At 31.4% G+C, this 18,542-nt stretch carries 15 protein-coding genes; 5 read left to right on the top strand and 10 right to left on the bottom strand.

The window, feature by feature from the left end:
* Positions 1-262: 262 nt before the first annotated feature.
* The 3 genes from bsdtw1_RS03065 to bsdtw1_RS03055 form a co-directional block, all read right to left on the bottom strand.
* A complete protein-coding gene (locus bsdtw1_RS03065) occupies positions 263-1,897 on the bottom strand; it encodes a cellulase family glycosylhydrolase (protein ID WP_183276131.1) in 1,635 nt (544 codons plus the stop codon).
* 579 nt (positions 1,898-2,476) lie between these two features.
* Positions 2,477-3,994: a DUF4179 domain-containing protein gene (locus bsdtw1_RS03060; protein ID WP_183276130.1), complete on the bottom strand. Its 1,518-nt coding sequence runs from the start codon at positions 3,992-3,994 to the stop codon at positions 2,477-2,479.
* Complete coding sequence (locus bsdtw1_RS03055; protein ID WP_183276129.1) at positions 3,994-4,563, bottom strand: RNA polymerase sigma factor; 570 nt, start codon at positions 4,561-4,563, stop codon at positions 3,994-3,996. Before bsdtw1_RS03055 ends, bsdtw1_RS03060 begins: the two co-directional genes overlap by 1 nt.
* 306 nt (positions 4,564-4,869) lie before the next feature.
* Here bsdtw1_RS03055 and bsdtw1_RS03050 point away from each other — a divergent pair, with 306 nt between their 5' ends.
* Complete coding sequence (locus tag bsdtw1_RS03050) at positions 4,870-5,682, top strand: alpha/beta fold hydrolase (RefSeq protein ID WP_183276128.1); 813 nt, start codon at positions 4,870-4,872, stop codon at positions 5,680-5,682.
* Between the two features lie 230 nt (positions 5,683-5,912).
* On the opposite strand, the gene bsdtw1_RS03045 is transcribed toward bsdtw1_RS03050, so the two are convergent.
* The 3 genes from bsdtw1_RS03045 to bsdtw1_RS03035 form a co-directional block, all read right to left on the bottom strand.
* On the bottom strand, positions 5,913-7,790 hold the full coding sequence (locus bsdtw1_RS03045) for a beta-glucoside-specific PTS transporter subunit IIABC (RefSeq protein ID WP_183276127.1): 1,878 nt from the start codon (positions 7,788-7,790) through the stop codon (positions 5,913-5,915).
* 164 nt (positions 7,791-7,954) lie between these two features.
* Entirely contained in the window at positions 7,955-8,797 is an 843-nt protein-coding gene (licT, locus tag bsdtw1_RS03040) for a BglG family transcription antiterminator LicT (RefSeq protein ID WP_183276126.1), read from the bottom strand.
* 479 nt (positions 8,798-9,276) lie between these two features.
* Entirely contained in the window at positions 9,277-9,879 is a 603-nt protein-coding gene (locus bsdtw1_RS03035; RefSeq protein WP_183276125.1) for a TetR/AcrR family transcriptional regulator, read from the bottom strand.
* A 213-nt stretch (positions 9,880-10,092) separates the two neighbouring features.
* On the opposite strand from bsdtw1_RS03035, the gene bsdtw1_RS03030 reads away from it, so the two are divergent.
* The 3 genes from bsdtw1_RS03030 to bsdtw1_RS03020 all read left to right on the top strand — a co-directional run bounded on the left by bsdtw1_RS03030 (position 10,093) and on the right by bsdtw1_RS03020 (position 12,998).
* The gene (locus tag bsdtw1_RS03030) at positions 10,093-10,986 is read left to right on the top strand and encodes a multicopper oxidase family protein (protein ID WP_183276124.1); all 894 of its coding nucleotides are present in this window, start codon (positions 10,093-10,095) and stop codon (positions 10,984-10,986) included.
* A 328-nt stretch (positions 10,987-11,314) separates the two neighbouring features.
* Positions 11,315-12,481: a serine hydrolase domain-containing protein gene (locus tag bsdtw1_RS03025; protein ID WP_183276123.1), complete on the top strand. Its 1,167-nt coding sequence runs from the start codon at positions 11,315-11,317 to the stop codon at positions 12,479-12,481.
* A 247-nt stretch (positions 12,482-12,728) separates the two neighbouring features.
* Positions 12,729-12,998: a SemiSWEET transporter gene (locus bsdtw1_RS03020; protein WP_183276122.1), complete on the top strand. Its 270-nt coding sequence runs from the start codon at positions 12,729-12,731 to the stop codon at positions 12,996-12,998.
* A gap of 182 nt (positions 12,999-13,180) precedes the next feature.
* Here the strand turns inward: bsdtw1_RS03020 and bsdtw1_RS03015 are convergent, their stop codons facing one another.
* A complete protein-coding gene (locus bsdtw1_RS03015) occupies positions 13,181-14,545 on the bottom strand; it encodes an MATE family efflux transporter (RefSeq protein ID WP_371874745.1) in 1,365 nt (454 codons plus the stop codon).
* A gap of 395 nt (positions 14,546-14,940) precedes the next feature.
* Here bsdtw1_RS03015 and bsdtw1_RS03010 point away from each other — a divergent pair, with 395 nt between their 5' ends.
* Positions 14,941-16,017: a GGDEF domain-containing protein gene (locus bsdtw1_RS03010; RefSeq protein WP_183276120.1), complete on the top strand. Its 1,077-nt coding sequence runs from the start codon at positions 14,941-14,943 to the stop codon at positions 16,015-16,017.
* A gap of 162 nt (positions 16,018-16,179) precedes the next feature.
* Here the strand turns inward: bsdtw1_RS03010 and bsdtw1_RS03005 are convergent, their stop codons facing one another.
* Genes bsdtw1_RS03005 through bsdtw1_RS02995 form a run of 3 tightly spaced genes read right to left on the bottom strand, consistent with a single transcriptional unit; the run spans position 16,180 to position 18,517 of the window.
* Positions 16,180-16,962: a YhfC family intramembrane metalloprotease gene (locus tag bsdtw1_RS03005; RefSeq protein ID WP_183276119.1), complete on the bottom strand. Its 783-nt coding sequence runs from the start codon at positions 16,960-16,962 to the stop codon at positions 16,180-16,182.
* 27 nt (positions 16,963-16,989) lie between these two features.
* Complete coding sequence (locus bsdtw1_RS03000; protein WP_183276118.1) at positions 16,990-18,120, bottom strand: DUF1648 domain-containing protein; 1,131 nt, start codon at positions 18,118-18,120, stop codon at positions 16,990-16,992.
* Between the two features lie 19 nt (positions 18,121-18,139).
* Positions 18,140-18,517 (bottom strand): GntR family transcriptional regulator, encoded by a 378-nt coding sequence (locus bsdtw1_RS02995; protein ID WP_183276117.1) that lies wholly within the window; start codon positions 18,515-18,517, stop codon positions 18,140-18,142.
* Positions 18,518-18,542 lie beyond the last annotated feature (25 nt).

Below are 18,542 nucleotides of genomic sequence, written 5' to 3'. Positions count from 1 at the left end.
ATTGAATCTAGCTTGTATCAATATGATGTTTAATATTATTGTTGAAATTAAGGTGTTGCTACGGAGATACTATATGAGCAAGCAGTTAGAATTAAATGATTTTTGTAGGTGTAATAGCGTTAAGAAACTGTATTGTTCGAACGTAGTGAGTTATACAGTTTTAGCTATGTAACCGTAGAAAATCATATTAATTCTCTGTGAAGCTCATTAAAGTATCGGATGTAGCGACATCTTAATTTTCAACACAATCTTAAATATAAATTTATTGTTGTGTAAGATTAAAGGCTTCCCATGCACCACCGACTGCTGTTTTAGTTGCATATAATACGCCGTTGTTGTTTAAATCTGCAGTTACATAAAGGTTATTTGCCATTGCTTGAAGTGCAATTGTTCCATCAGTTTGTGGTACTTTCTTAAATTTTTCCCACTGTTGAATTGAAGTACTTCTAGCTATAAGTTTATTTCCGTTATTAAGATCTGCAGCAACATATTTTCCATTAATTTTAGATTGGAAAGAGATAGTTCCATCTCCGTTATCTATAACCTTAAATAGTTCCCAATCTCCAGCAGTATCTCTATTAGCTATTAAAGGATCGTTTCCATAGTTATCTGCACTGATTACTTTTCCGTTAGCTCTTGCTGTTAAGTATGAATATTGAGTAGTTACTGCAGGAGCACCTGTGTATTTCTTAACTAGGTCTTGGAATGATGTGTTTGGTAAGAAGTTTGCAGTGTTGAATTTTTGCCACTTAGAAGCTATTGTTGCTGCACTATCATTATTTATATCTGGTACTGGATTGTTATTGTATTTGTAGAAGCCCCAATGGTTGCTACCATTAGTTATTTTGTATGTCCAGTTTGTCCAAGAAGCATTTATAGAGTTCATTTGTGATAAGAACTTTTCCCATAGATCATCAAAATCAAATACGCAGAATTCTCCTGCATAAACCGGTATATTCCAAGAAGCTTGGTGATCCTTCATACCTTGAACTGCTGAATCTATTAAGCCATTTTGAGCATTCCAATCAGTTGGCTGACTATTAGCCATAGCATAATAGTGCATTTCATAAACTACATTAGTCCATCCATAAACTGATGGAGCATATAGTTGATTCCAATCCCAAGCACCTTCCATGTATATCATATGATCTGGATCTATAGCTCGGATTGCTTGATATAATCTGTTATAAAATCCATTAAGCTGATCTCTTCCAACTTTATCTGGCTCATTTAATAGATCATAACCTGCAACTGTTGGATTTCCTTTGAAGTGAGTAGCTATACCTTGCCATAAGGTTACAGTTCTATCTTGATATTGAGTATTTTTCCAAAGCTGTGGATCTGAGTTCGCTTCTCCGCAATTATCGAAGGTATTTTGGCCTCCAAAAGTTCCGTGAAGATCAAGTAAAACATATATACCTCTAGTAGAACATTCATTTACCAACCAGTCTAATCTGCTCCACGGATTTGACTTCCAGTTACCATACTTGTCCATTAAATCGAGATATAATATAGGAACACGGACAAAGTTCATCCCCATATTCTTTATATTGTCTAAGTCACCAGTATTAAGCCATGCATCTTGGTAGGTATTGATTAAGCTTTCTTTTGTGGCCTCTCCAAACCTATTAGTCAAAGTCTCACGTAATGTCCATTCGTCTGTTACTCCTAGTGGGGACATCCAGTTTTCTTGTAATAACCAACCTCCTAAGTTTGTACCTCTAAGATTCACCACGGAGCCTGTCCCTTTATTGTCCCTTATCACCGTTCCATTAGTTTTTAAGAAACCAGTACTTCCAATAGTAGCAGCTTTTGTTTTTACTGTTGTAGTAACCATGGTTCCTAAAAGCATCAAGGTAGCAATTGCAACTGATAATCCCTTACTTTTCCTTAACATATTGATTTACCTCCTCTTATTTATATAATTATTTAGGGTTATCTGAAAATTGTTTACAAATGTCATTTTCTCTTGATGTTGTTCTAAGTTATCACTTAAATTAAGGTCATTGTGACTTATATACCATAATCCCCTCCTTTATAACAAACACGCTTGACTTTTTATTGCAGAAAATAGCTTCAGGTAACATATATATCAATTAATAGTTTCATGTATATATAAAGTTTAATATTGTTCCATTTGTTAATCAAGTATCCAAAATTATAAAATAGGGTTAATTTTTCGATTTTTTTCAATGTGATTAATATAATTCCTTTAAATTTATATAATCACTGAATCTAAGTTAATTATGCAGTACATATTTTTGTCGAAGCAATTATTGAAATTGCAATTTTATTTTTACTAATTATTATTTTCTATCAAAAAAACTTCCAAAACTCTTAAAACTCCTAGGTTTAGCTAATTAGGGAATTTTTCAGTCCCCTCGTTTTTGATAATACTATTAATATGAGCGAATAATATTGTCTACAAAGTGAAAAGCTGCAGAACTTTATATTCTGCAGCTTCCATACATTCAAATTACTTGTTTAAATCTATTACCAACTGTTGATCCTTCATGAAAATATTGTCTTCATATTTTTCAAATACTATATTATAGTCTTCGTTATCTTTAAGTTCAAACTCATAATCAAGAGTATTATTTATATTATTAGCTTTTTTATAGTAATCCCAAGAGCTTACTTTCCTCGTTTTATTTGAAGCTACCATAAACTCATCTGAATTAATGAACTTTTCTCCGTTAACATCTACCTGGATAGCTTTTATGTTTTTAGGGACAATTACAAAAGGTTCTAATGCTCTTCTTTCTATAAAATCGCCTTTAAAGGTTACATTAATCTTAAGTTTATTATTATCTCTTTTCATTGAATTAATTATGAAGCTCATATCTTTTCCATCATTATATTCAAATGGTGCTTTTAACTCATTTAACGCTTTATATTGATTATCTTTAGGAACTCTGATAGAATTTAACTTTTCATTGATAGGTGTAAATATAAGCTTCTTAGGAATTTCTTTTGATGGTGTAAAAGTAGCTACTATTTTCCCATCATGACCCAATCCACTTGTCTGTTCAAATGCATTTCCGTTGTCATCACAAATATACATGTTCCAAAAGTTAAACTCTCCATTTATCTGCCTAAATTTATCGATATCACTTTTCAGTCCCTTGCTACTTAACTTTATAGCTTCAGAATAGTCCTCATCAAACTTTTGATCATAACTTGCTAAAATTTTAGTTTCCACTGGCGTAAATATCACTTTATCAATATTAAACTTATATCCATCTATATCAGTTTTATAATTTATATCAATTATCTTAGAATTAGCTTTTAACAACTCTTTTGAAATCTTAAAATTAAAATCCCAGTTGCCTTCAGCAAATTTATAATTTTGCGTATGGATTTCGTTTAAACTCCAGTCTATATTAACAACATCATCTAACTTTAAATCTGAAATATCATAACTTGTGATAACTGCATATTTTTCTAGTTTATCATCTTGCTTGGATATCTTAGTTTCATCCGCGTTAATTCTATTAGAGTAAGTGTTCTCTAAAATCTCTTTACCATTTATCTTTAAACTATTCTTTCTAATCTGAACTCCCCACTGAAGCTTTTTATCACTTGTCACTGTATAAATAAACTTCAAACTGGATTCATCATATATTACTCCTTGTAACGCTACCTCTATACCATCATAAGTTTTACTCATATTTATTTCAGTAGCATTGGTGATGTAGTTATCATTAAAAAAGTACATATTCTTTAGATGTTTAGAAAGCTCCTTCAAAGGCGGTATATTATCAGCTAATGCAGGTGTAACCACAACTGTTGTTAAAACTAAAAATGCTAAAGAAGCGGCGATGATTGCCTTTTTTCTCTTATTGGTTTTTCTCTTCTTTTCATTATCTGCTTCATCAGTCTTAATTATCTCATATGCTTTACCTAACTTTATATTAATTGAGTCTGGAATTTTCAATTCTTCTTCTTTACTCATCTCTTTTTCCATAATTCTATTAAACAACTTTTCTTCCATTATTCCCGTACCTCCTTTAATAACTGAAACAGCTTATTTCTGGCTCTTGATAGTCTAGATTTAACTGTACCTTCAGAAATATCAAGGCACTTGGATATTTCCTTAACACTTAAGTCTTGGTAATAATAAAGAAGTATTGGTTCTCTAAATTTATGTTCTAACTTCTTTACAGCCTGCAGCACAGGTTGTTTATCAAAATTATAATCATCTACGTAGCTTTCTTCTTTATGAAATATCTTATCAAAGAACATAACCTTTTTTCTGCCTCTCAATATGTTATTACATTCATTAACCATTATCTTTATAATCCAAGTCTTGAAGCTATGGAAATTCTTAAGATTCTTCAAACTTTTATAGGCCTTAAGCACAGTTTCCTGCATAGCATCGCCAATGTCATCGTCACTATCCAAAATTGTTCTTCCCATTCTATATAGATCTATCTTATATTCTTCAATGATACTTATAAAAGCATCTTTGTCTCCTTCTTTCGCTAATATTATATTGTTTTCAAAATCTGTTGGACTGTCATCAAATTCAAACATCCCATCACTTACCTCATCAAAATACATAAAATTTCTCCTCTTTATTTTTAAATGAGCATTTGTATCATACTATTGATGTCCCCCTTCGTAATAAAACTTATTATTTTAAAATTCTCTCACCAGAAACCGTGAGAGTTTTTAAAATAGATTTCGGTTCGAAGTGGTACATCTAAAAAGCGCTTTTTACTTTAATGCACATCTATAAGACGTCCTACTCAAACTTTAGGTTCCCAAAAATAAAAATTCTTTAAAATATATTTTCTATTATCTGGTACAAATATCCTTGTATTAGAATAGTGTATAATGAAATAATTCTATTATGGAGAGATTATATTGGGATATTACGTTAAGACAGATGATGATGTAAAAATATATGTAGAAGATATTAATCCGAAATGTGATAAAACTATATTATTTATTCATGGATGGCCAGCAAATCATAATTTGTTTGAATATCAATTTGATGAATTACCTAAGCTTGGATATAGATGCATTGGCATAGATATAAGAGGCTTCGGAAAATCAGATAAGCCTGCTGAAGGTTATGATTACGATAGATTAGCTGATGATGTTAGATGTGTTGTTAATGCCATAAAACTAAAGAACTTTACCCTCGGAGGGCATTCTGTAGGTGGAGCAATAGCTATTAAATACATGTCTCGTCATAAAGGTTATGGTGTATCAAAGCTTGCTCTATTTGCAGCAGCAGCACCTAGCTTAACTAGAAGACCAGAATTTCCTGCTGGTATTAGCAAAGAAGATGTAACAGCTCTTATTGAACAAACATATGTAGATAGACCAAAAATGCTCAGAACTTTTGGTGAAATGTTCTTTTTTCAAAACATAACTAAGCCGTTTTCCCAGTGGTTCTTTAATCTTGGACTAGAAGCATCTGGAATAGCTACGGCTGCAGTTGCCACTTCCTTTAGGGATGAAGAGTTATTTTCTGATATAAAGAAAATTGAAGTACCAACTCTAATTCTACATGGAATCCATGATAAAGTTTGTCTTTTTCCTCTTGCAGTTGCATTAAGCCAAGGAATCAAAGATTCTAAATTAGTACCTTTTGAAAATAGCGGACACGGTCTATTCTATGAGGAAAAAGATAAATTCAATAAAGAATTAATAAAGTTCATTGAAGATTAAAATAAAATAGCTGCATTAAATCCTTGATATTGCTAGGTTTAGCTCTCAAATTTTTTTATAATTTTCTAGACAGTAAAAAATGCCAGTACTAAAGCAACACTTTAGTACTGGCATTTTTAAAGGGTTCCTACGTCGAAACTTAATTTATACATGTTCGAAAATCCCGGCTTTTGGGGATTTTCGGGGATGTATAAATTAATAATTGAACTAGGAACCCTATATTTAATGAATTATAAGATAGTTAAAAGATCATCGCCATGCTCAACAGTAACATTATCAGCCTTAAGTACTTCTAGATATTTATGAGAATTTGTTACTATTACAGGAGTAACTACATCATAACCTTCTCTTTTTATTGAATCACGATCAAAACTTATAAGCTTATCACCAGCTTCTATTATATCTCCTGTATTTACAAAAGCCTCAAAATACTTACCCTCTAAATGTACAGTATCAATACCAATATGTATCAATATCTCAACTCCTTCATCAGAGGTTATGGATATTGCATGTTTTGTAGGGAATAGCATTGTTATTCTCCCGTTTACAGGTGAGTAAACTATCCCTTCAGCTGGATTAATTGCTATACCTTTACCCATAATCTCATCTGCAAACGTGTCATCATTGACTTTTGATAAGTCTATGACCTCTCCTTTAATAGGACTTTTTACAAGTATCTTTCTGTTTAATGAATCTTGTTGCTGTGTTATTGGCTTTTCATGTTCATGAGTATTTACACTTTCAACCTTTACCTTTTCTTGATTCTGTATTTCTTCAAAGCCTATTATCCACGTTAATACAAAGGCTACTACAAATGAGATTATACATACTATAATTGCATTAATAAAGTTAGCTCTTGTTCCTAAGAAAATTGGTATAGCAGCAAGTCCTGGCGATGCGAGAGTGTACGACTTTAATCCTGTTACTGCAGCATAAAATCCTCCACAGGCTCCTCCTATTAACACTGCTACAAAAGGCCTCTTATATCTTAAGTTAACTCCATACATTGCTGGTTCTGTTATTCCAAAAACTGCAGTAATTCCCGATGAACTTGCCAACTGTTTGAGTTCTTTATTTTTTGTCTTTATAGCTACAGCTAGAGCTGCACCTCCTTGAGCAATATTAGAAGCAAGCATAGCTGGTACTATGAGAGATTCAAACCCAAATTTATTCATTGCTTCCATAGCTATAGGAACTACACTGTAGTGCATTCCTGTCATAACCAAAAGCGGCATGGTGCCCGATAATAAGGTTAAAACAAGCCAACCAGCTTTAGCATTAAAATAATTTATAACATTACTTAGTAAATCACCTATTAGTGATCCTAAAGGCCCTATTGCAATCAATGCTAGTGGAGCTGAGACTAATAAAACCAACAATGGCTTAGTAAAAAACTTAATAGACTTTGGTGAAATTCTATCAGCAATTCTCTCGATATAAGACATCACCCAAACTATTAAAATAATAGGAATTACTGAAGATGGATATTTTGCTAAAGTAATTGGAATACCTAAAAAGCTTACATCCTTTCCTGCTTTAACTAAAGCAGAAAAATCTGGATGTAAAAGTACTGCTCCTAAGGTCATCGCTAAAAAAGGATTACACTTAAATTTAATTGCAGAGGTATATGCTAAAAATATCGGTAAAAAATAAAATCCTGCATCACCTATAAAATTTAATACATAATAAGTTTCACTTGATTTAGATAATATATTGAAAGCTGTAAGTAAAGCCAACATTGCCTTTAACATACCCGCTCCAGTTATTGCAGGTAATATTGGCGTAAATACTCCCGAAATAGTATCTAATATAGCAGTCCCAGGAGATCTTATTTCTTTATCTTCGCTTATATCGTCTTCAGCAAAGTTTCCTATCTTCCTTATTTCATTGCATATACGTGCTACATCTGTTCCAACTATTATCTGAAACTGTCCACCTTTATTTACAGCTCCCATAATCTCCTTATTTGTGTTTATCCCTTCTATATCAACTTTTTTAATATTTTTCAGTTTAAATCTCAAGCGGGTAGCACAATTAGTTACACTTTTTACGTTAGATATACCACCAACCTTTTCTAATATATCTTTTGCAAATTCATTATAATTCATTGTTTTTTCCTTTCTTACAACTGCCATCACTTATCTAAACTTATATCTTCAACCTCAATTACCTCAATGATTAGATATTAAAGTAAAGACCTAAATTAATTATAGTAAAGTTATATTTCACTATAGTTAACTTAGGCCTAGTACGTTCACTTAATACTTGATTTTTACTTTCCTTCTCTTTGAGTTACTCTGTTTATATGAAGCATAAAATAAAGCATTTCGTCGTTTGTTATAAGCACGTCAAATTTTTTCTTTATATAATTTCTAACCTTTAGGGCACATTCATGAGCTTGAGGATATTTATCTTTTATCTGTTCATATAGGAAATCTTCATCACTTCCTGAAAGCTCTTTCGCTAAAAGTCTTTTTGCAAAATATCTTATATGTGTGACAAATCTACTATAATTTAAACTTGACTCATCAATATTCAAATTATAGTGGAATTTAACTATTTTCAGTACATCTTCAACCATTTCTGTAACTAAAATGGTTTGTTTAATATCTTCTCCACCTTGCTGTGCATTTACAAAATGCAATGCTATAAATCCAGCCTCATCTTCAGGTAAAGATATACCTTCATAGTATTGTATAAGCTTTAAAGACTTTAATGCTGCTGCAAATTCTTTCTTATAAAACTTCTTGATTTCCCAAAGTAACGCATTCTTCATGTTTATGCCTTGCTTGTTTCTGCTTAAGGCATAATTAATATGGTCTGCTAAAGCAATATAAATACTTTCATTAAGATTTACTCCTAAATCTGTTTGTGCTTCTTCAATTATTTTGTTTGTAAGTTCAAGATGATTTACAGGAACTTCTTTAATTAATTCTATAAATTTATTAGCGAGTTCAGGTGAATTAAGAACAAAGGTCTTCTCTACTTTATCCAAACCTATATCATCACCAGGCTTCTTCTGAAATGCTACACCTCGTCCTAGAAGCACCATTTCTAGTAGATTCTCATCCTCAGCTAACAAAATGTTATTGTTAAATATCTTCTTTACTTTCATCCCTGGCCCCCTTTTCTTTTTGCAAACCGTATCATATTTTTTACATATTTATTTATATAGACAATCCAGTCTTACCCAATAAAACTAAGAGATACTTCTGTTAACTAAAAATAGTAATAAGATTATCAACTATATGTTTTATTTGGAACTGGTTTATGTACAAAATAAAAAACCTAAATTAATATAAAAACGCAAAGCACCTTGTGTTTTTATATTAATTTAGGTCTTGCCTGCTAACCAGTTACAATCCTATTAGTTCATACATTGAAATTATATTATAGCTTGTAAACCTTGTCAATATGTTACTTTTTCTTGCTAATATATATTTCCAATGAGATAGTTAATACAATACACAAAGACAGTTCATTTGTTCATTATTATAACATACGCTCTAACTTCAATCATTAATTCATAAGTACCTAGATTCTTCAAATATCAGTATTTTCTAATATAAATTGAACTTTCAAATATAAACCCTGTTATTTAATCTCTTTAATCAAGCTTGTGCGTAGCATTTTATCAACTAGCTCCAAGTAGTTCCCTTCATATTGTATACTATTGTTACAAATCAGCAAAGCTATACCATGAACCATGCTCCACATAGCCAGAATTGCTCCCATTTGCTGCTCATTATTAAACCCACTTTCTGCAAGATATTTTTGAGCAACATTTTTGAATACTTCAAAAGATGTTTCTTCATGGCCTATAAATTCATTGTTCTCAATCTTAATAACCTTATCATTATTAGATAGAAACATGAATTTTAGATACTCGGGATTTTCTACCATAAACTGCACATATGCCTTTCCAATATCCATAACTTGCCTCTTAGGTTCAGATTCACTGGAATTCGTAGCATCCTTAAGTTTTAAAGTAAAACTATCCCACACCTGATTGTTTATAGCTTCTATTAAATCATCTTTATCCTTGAAATGTTTATAAGGCGCTGCGTGGCTTACTCCACACATTGCAGCAACTTTTCTTAAGGAAAATTCTTTTATTCCAACTTCGTTAAGGAGTAATAATCCATTTTTTATCAGAGCTTCTTTTAAGTCCTTATGATGATATGTTTCTTTACTCATTATCTCCTCCTAGCACTTGAAGTATGTGCCTTGAAAAAAATGTTAACTTTTTGATAATTTTATCATTATATGACAATTTAATCAACTTATTGTAAGTATATCATTTGATGTTTTCATTGTAAACTTACGATCCTATCGATAAATTACCAGTAACACCCGTTAATCCTTTCTTATATAATACAATGAATAACTAATATTAAAGGATGTCTTACCTTGGTTATTACTCCAGATATAAATACATTACCCTGTATAACAAAAAATGGAATAAAATATTTTGAGTTAATTGCTGAACCAGTTAAGCAAGAATTGCTACCTGATCTCTTTATTAATGCATGGGGCTATAATGGAAGTACTCCTGGACCTACTATTTTAGTTTATCCAGGTGATATAGTAAACATCAGGGTTTATAATAATCTCCCAGAACCAACCAGCATTCATTGGCATGGTCTAGATGTGCCTAACAATATGGATGGGGTCCCTGATGTAGAGCCTACTCCAAAAATCCAGCCCGGTAGCTATTTTGATTATAGATTTAAGATAGTTAATCCTCCTGGAACTCATATGTACCATACTCATGTAAACAACAGCCGTCAGGAGATGATGGGACTATGTGGAGGTTTCATAATCTTAGATCCCAAGAAACAATCTAATATAGACTACGATTATTTTATTATGCTTCAGGAGTTCCACTTAAAAGGCCTTGAAATGGGTGAAATTAGACCTGGCTTATATGATATTGACCCCATTGCTCATGATTTTAACTTTTTTACTATGAACGGTCGTTCCTTCCCTTCTACAACATCAATAACTACTAGTTTAAACAGCATAGTTCGAATAAGACTTGGCAATATCTCTATGAATGCTCATCCAATACATCTTCATGGCCATCAATTTTTAGTTGTTGCATCTGATGGTAATAGTATGAGCTATAATAATTATCTCTTAAAAAACACAATCCTTGTTGCCCCCGGTGAGACATGGGATGTAATATTTAAGTCTGACAACCCTGGTATTTGGCCATTCCACTGCCACATTGCTCACCACATGTCTAATAATATGACAAAACCAACTGGGGGAATGTTTACCACAATTAATTATAAATATTAACTGTAAAAGTAAACTTTAACCATTTAATTTATTATTTCATCAAACTAAAATAAAGTTAGATCTAGAGAGTTCCTGTATCGAAACTTAATTTATACTTGTTCGAAAATCTCGGCTTCTGGGGATTTTCGGGCATGTATAAATTAATAGTTGAGTTAGGAACTCTATAATTAATAGTCTAACTTTATTTTTTTGTTTGTAAAAATGCTTCTTAGTCAATTATACTTTTGTATCATTTTACAAAGTTTTGAAATAATTCAATGAAATATTGATAGCTGTAAACGTTAATACTATAATTTCCCTATATAGATTTTTAAAAGGAGGCTTTTATATGAGTCAGTTTGAAAGGCTTACTCCATTATTGAAAAGTTTTGTAGAAAAAGGTCCTGCTGGATGTTCCTGCTCAGTGTTTCAAAACAGAAGCCAGAAATATAGCAATTTTGTAGGATTTTCAGATTTAGAAAATAAAACACTAATATCAGAAAACACTATATATAGAATTTATTCAATGACCAAAGTTATTACCTGTGTTGCTGCACTTATTTTATATGAAAAAGGTCTTTTTCTTCTTAATGATCCCATAGATGAATATCTTCCTGAGTTCAAAAACTCTTTAGTCCATAGATATACTCCATATGGAGCTTTGTATACCTCGCCTGCATCAAAACCAATAACCATAAAAGATCTTTTCACCATGTCTTCTGGCTTAACTTATCCAGGCGATAACATTGAAACCGCACGATGCATTTCAAAAATAGAAAAAGATTTTGCTCATAAATTCTCTTCTGGCGAAAAATATAATATTAGAGATTTCTCAAAAGCAATTGCAACAGTACCACTAGCTTTCGATCCTGGAACCCATTGGCAATATGGCTATAGTCATGATATTCTTGGTGCCTTAATTGAAGTTGTATCTAGCAAAAGTTTAAGTCAATTTTTTAAGGATGAAATCTTCACTCCTCTAGAAATGAAAGATACTTTTTTCAGGATTCCAGAAGATAAACTTCATAGGTTATGTTGTCTCTACAATCGTTCAGAAGATGGAATCTTAACAAAGATCACCAATATGGATGTAAATTATAAACCTGATGCTATTTTTGAAAGTGGTGGTGCAGGTCTATTGTCTACTTTAAGTGACTACAGTCGTTTTGCTCAGATGCTAGCCAATGGAGGTGAGCTAAACGGAATTAAAATACTTAGTTCTAAAACCATTGAGCTCATGTCTACAAATCATCTAAGCCCAGAACAAATATTGGATTTTGATTGGCCTTATCAGGCTGGTTACGGGTATGGCCTTGGTGTAAGAGTAATGATAGACAAAGTAAAGGCTGGTTCAAACAGTTCTGTAGGAGAATTTGGCTGGTGTGGGATGGCTGGTACTTGGGTTATGATAGACCCTAAAGAAAAGCTCTCTGCTGTTTACATGCAGCAAATGTTTCCTAACTTCGAAGCCTACCATCAACCAAGACTTAGAAATGTCATATATGGTTCACTCTAGTTAATGTCATCTAATAATTTATGTAATATACAGATAAACTACTTCATATTAGGATTTATCCAAATAAAGATTCGTAGAATCATCGAAATCTTTATTTGGAGCCCAGTGATTGAAGTAGTTTATCTATACGTCGTAACTGTACCAGCACAGTAATAAACTTTAACAATTGAAATGTCCCCATTTATATAATAAACTTAGCTTGTAAAGCACCACAATAAATAAAGTTTATATATCGAAGGAGGGCATTATGTTTTTTAAATTTATAAGTATAATAGCGGCAATTTTAACAACCGTTTCCTTTGTTCCTCAAGCAGTAAAGACAATAAAAACAAAAGATACTGCAGGCATATCTTTCGTTATGTATCTTCTTTTTACAATTGGTGTATTCTGTTGGTTAATCTATGGTGCATACATAAAAGATATTGCTATAATATCAGCAAATGCAGTAACCTTGATCTTAGCATCAATAATATTAAAATATAAGTTTGATAATGTTAGAAAATTTAATGAAAGTTAATATAGATGTACCACTTCGATCCGATATCTATCTTTAATATGAAGCGGTACATCCATATCCCTAAGAATTTTGATTTCCCTTTATTTAAATATATAATGAAAATAAAAAAATCCACAGTTCCCTTACTGTGGATTTTCTATTGATCTATTCAATATACTAATTATTACTGATGCTTAAATAATTTATGCTGAGGTTACCTCAACTTTTCTTTGAATTACTACACGATTCTTCCACTTTCCTCTTACAAATCTAAGGAAATATAAGATTCCTCTAACTACCCAGTCTATGAACATTCCCATCCATACACCTGCAAGTCCAAAGTGTAAAGTTACCCCTATCAAGTATCCCATAGTAACTCTAAAAGCCCACATACCTATAAATGACGTAATCATTGTATACTTACCATCCCCTGCACCTTTCAAGCCCGATGGCAACACAAAGGCAATTGCCCAAACCGGAGTAAAGATAGAATATAGTCTGCACACATGAGCACTGAGATTAACTATTTCTTGATCACTAGTATATAGTGAAGGAAGTATTCTTGAAAAAGGCAAGACCGCCAGTGCCATAATTGTTAAAGCAACTGTTGCAAGTTTAGTGATATATGCTAGAGTTCTTTCAGCTTCCTTACTATCCCCTCTTCCCATGTATTGACCTACTAATGCTGTAGCAGTAACACATAAAGCATTTCCTGGTATATTTATCATTCCACCAATAGAGCTGGTTATAGAGTTTGCAGCTATAACCGCAGTTCCCATATTAACAATATATATTTGTGTTATTAGTTTACCTCCGTTAAATACCAAAGATTCAACACTAGCTGGTAACCCAACTGAAAATATAGGAGTAAGCAAGCTTTTATTAGGTTTGAATTTCTTTATTTCTGTCAACTTAATGATCTTTGATCCTCTTAGTAAAACACTTAACACAAGTAACGCACCAATTACTCTAGCTAAAGCTATACCTATTGCCGCTCCTGTAACCCCTAGCTTTACTATGTTTATAAAAGAGAAAGTAAAAGCTACATTCATAATGTTCATAAAAATAGTTATCTTCATAGGCGTTTTTGTATCTCCTGCTCCTCTAAGGATACCATTGCAGATTAGATCTATAGTTATAAATGGATAAGTTAAAAGTGTTATAGATAAGTACTTATCTGTTGAATGCATAACCTCATGGTCTACAGATCCAAAAAGAAGCTTTATTAGTGGTTCTTTAAATATAAACATTAAAAGTGTAATTATTAGCGTTATAAATACTCCAGAGTACAGTGCTTGTTTCATAGATTCATTTGCTTTTTTTGTATTTCCTTGTCCTATAAATTGAGCTACTACAACCATTCCTCCAATTGCTAGTGCTGAAAAAAAAGCTATGAATATATTGTTTACTGAGTCTACCATACCAATTGCTGAAACAGCTTCTTTTCCTATGTGACCTGCCATCATGGTGTTTACCATTCCCATAGACATTACAAATAGCTGCTCTGCGAGAATTGGCAGTGTCATAGTGATGATATCTTTACGGATAAACTTCATTTTTTCACCTATTAATAGGCTTCTTGTACGAAATATAAACAATAAATATTTATCTTTACTTATGTGGCGCAAACGATAAATATTTATTACTCAATCGCCAAGTTCCTATTTGCGCCTTTCTTAAATAGTATTAAATAGTTATTTCAATGATACTAATATCATTTTATTATAACTCTTACTGTCAATATAAGTGAGCTTTTAAATATTAGTTTTTATTAAAACTGTATTAGCACAGTTTTAATACCTATTTATATTTGCCCATTACTATGTTAATACGAATTTCATTTATGAACTATATGGTAATTATGGATAATTTTTATTTATTGATAATTATTTTTTATATATCCAATATTTGTCCAAGCTATGCTATAATTTTGGTATAACAATTTTGCTTGGAGGTGAGTTATATGATTAGTTTACTATTTGTAAACGCTACTATTCTTATAAGCTTTATTTTTCTAGGAAATCAATTATTTCAAAATAGAAATATAAATTTATCATGTGATCTTTCAATAAAGGATAAACTACTATTAGGATTAATAACAGGTTTAGCAGGATGTGTGCTAGTATTTTACAGCATTACGATATACGATAAAATACACTTAGATTTGAGAATAATAGCCATGATAATCTCTTCAATTTACGGGGGATTTTTATCTAACCTTATAACTACAACATTGATTGTTATATTTAGAATTGGTTATTATGGGGTAAATGAAGCTTCTATTATAGGCTCCTTAGGCTTAATTGTTTTATTATTAGCTTATAGTATTATATATAGATTTAAAACAAGCTTTAAAGTAAAGTTTGTTCAAATGTTTTTATTCAACTTACTTTATGGTCTCATTGTTTTTTCAATACTTATCTCGAACTACACTGTACTTTTAGAGGTGTTGAAAAACTATATAATCGCCAATATAATTGTATGCATTTTAGTATATTACATGTTAGACTACATAAGTAAAATGAATGCTCTTAATAGAAAGCTAAAATATGAATCTACTAAAGATTTTCTTACGGGACTTAATAATGTAAGGTCTTTTGATCATATGTTAAATAAACTTATAAATAATGCTATGGAAAAAAATGAACACCTATCAATTCTTATGCTAGATATAGATTTTTTTAAAAAAGTAAATGATACCTATGGCCATTCATCTGGCGACTTGGTTTTGAAGCAGTTTAGTGATATACTAATGAATTCTTGCAGAAGCTTTGACATAGTTTCTAGAAATGGTGGAGAAGAATTCACCGCAATTTTACTTGATTGTAATTGTAAGCATGCAACCGAAATTGCAGAACGTATCAGAAAGAATGTAGAAGAAGCCTTATTTACAATTGAGGATAATAAGCAAATCCATGTAACAGTTTCTATAGGAGTAGCTTCTTATCCTGATTCAGTAGTTAATATTAGTAATATCTTAGATGCAGCTGATGATGCTTTATATCTTGCAAAACGCACAGGTAGGAACAAAGTTTGCTAAACTTAACAGAAAAAGACCATGCAAATAGAGGAGCTTGCTCCTTTATTTGCATGGTCTATAATTTTATATTAGTATTCTATTTGATTTATTATGATCGGTTTAAATCTAAAGATTCACTACTTAGTAATTAGATTTATATTCTTTATTATATATTTATTTCTATTATTTATCGATGAGTTCTGCACTTTCGAATATTTTTTTACTTCTAACTATAAAGACTAATCCGATTATTGCAAAAATACATATCAATGTTTCTACAGCTGCAATACTAGTTATAATCTTTGATTGATATAAAGCTGGTGCAAAATCAACTAAAGCATGTAATAATATAGCTATTAGAAGGTATATATTCTTTCTTTGTCTTATTCCATATAAAACTACGAAAGTAAGCGCTATTTGAATTATAAATGCAAATACTCTCTCAGCACCTCCAAGTGCTACCCCTGAAACAGTTGCATTTACTACCGAGTTCTTTACAGTATCTGCAACAGATGAACTCTGTCCTTTTAGCAATACACCAAGTGTACCTGAATTTACAGCTAGTGCTATCACTAATGAATTTACCATGCCCAATCCACCGAGTAGTATTGCCTCTATTCCTCCATGGCCTATTGCATAACCTATACCATCTTTCCACTCCCTATTTCTTTTAAGCAAAGTCTTAAACATTACAAAACGTCCAACTTCTTCAAAAACTCCCGCAGCAAGTGCTCCATAGATACCAAAGCCTAATGTACCCACTGTTAATATTTTTGAAGAAATTACAGCCTTATGCATTAACTGTTCTAGTACTAGGCTAAATAACACAAAGCCTAATATTCCTACGAAAGTGGTCTTTATAGAGAAATGCTCTTTTACTTTAAAGAAAATAAGTGCTCCTATAGGAACTACAAAACATAAAACCATAACTACAACTAAAGATATAATTACACTATTACTTACCATTCTATTTACCCCTTACTTTAAAATTGATTAAGAAAATATTAAAGGAAATATAGACATTGCTAGTATTAAAATCACCAATCCCACTGATATTACAATGGCAATTTTATTACCAAAATTTAATGTCCAACCAACACCAAAACGTTTTTCTACGAAAAGTGAAGGATCATTTGGATTATAATATATTGATCCAAGCTTCCAAAATATATCATCATCTATATTACTAACAGTATTGTCTACATCTTCATTAGTTTGAGTTTTTAAATTGCTTCCTCCTTGGCCAAGTTTAAAGGTTAAGAATATTGGTACAAAAATTATCAATACAAAGGCTACTATCAATACTGGAGTTAGCTTTCCTAAATCAACTGAAACTATATTTAAAGAATTTAAATTAAATAATGTTATTAAACTAGAAAGCAATAAACTTAATGAAAATATCATAATTGAATTAAATCTCTTAAATTTATATAATTTTTGTGATGAAGACATAGGCTGAGCTGCATCAATTTTATTTTTACTAATTGCAATAGAGTAGTTAACAAAGGCTAGTATACCTACTAATATTACTGTCACCATCCCATTTGTTATTACTGACCCTACTGATTTTTCAACGAAGTTATCTGCTACGCCATATATATTCCAGTGGATTCCTATTTTAGAAGGAAGCTGATCATATTTCATTAATGGTAATATTAAATTAGAAACAGCTATTATTGCAGGTATTATAAACCAATATGATGATATTACCGCAGTATTTCTCAACTTTTGAGACATTTCTGTATTTACATAAACCATCTGCTTTTTATTTGCTAACAAGTTGTTTTGAGCTTTATAGACTTTAACTCTATTATTAGCTTTTAAAAATATTAAGAAATAACCAAAAATTATAATAAAAACTACTGCTACTAAAGTTGCTGGATTAGTAAAAATAATATTCACAACTATAAAATATAGAACAGCCATAACAGCAGTAAAAATGGTGATATCTACATAATAACTTTTGGTAGCTGCGTCAATCTCCTTGTCTTTTGTTCTATCTAGTGGTATTACAATACCAAATATTATATCCTTCCTAGTCATTTTTGGAGTAAGCAAAAAGGTAATATACAACAATCCTATAACTAGGGTAGACATCAAATTCATAATAAATAAATCATTCATAAACAAACCTCCTTAAGGTTCACTTCTCATACTCGTAATATAATTTTTTACATTCATTAATAAAATCTTCTTTAGAAACTCCAAAACAATGAGCTTGCGCAATAATGTTTTTTAATTCTTCCTTTAGTGAATTTGTAGCTTTTTCATTTTGCTTTATTGGGATTGTATTTACCACAGCTCCCTTGCGTCTATCTATTGTTACAAAACCTTCATCTTTTAATAAATTATATCCTTTATTTACTGTGTGGAGATTTATACCGATATCCTCTGCCATTTGACGAACGGATGGCAAACTTTCTTCAGGCTGAAGCTCTCCACTTGCTATTCCATGGACAATTTGATTCTTTAATTGGAGATATATAGGTACTTCACTTTGAAAATCTATCTTTATCAGCATTCCGCACTTCCTTTCATTCTTAATT

The sequence above is a fragment of the Clostridium fungisolvens genome (genome assembly GCF_014193895.1).
In the GTDB taxonomy this organism is placed as follows: Bacteria; Bacillota; Clostridia; order Clostridiales; family Clostridiaceae; genus Clostridium_AR; species Clostridium_AR fungisolvens.
Note: the sequence above shows the minus strand (reverse complement) of the source record. Positions and strands in the feature narration are given on the sequence as shown.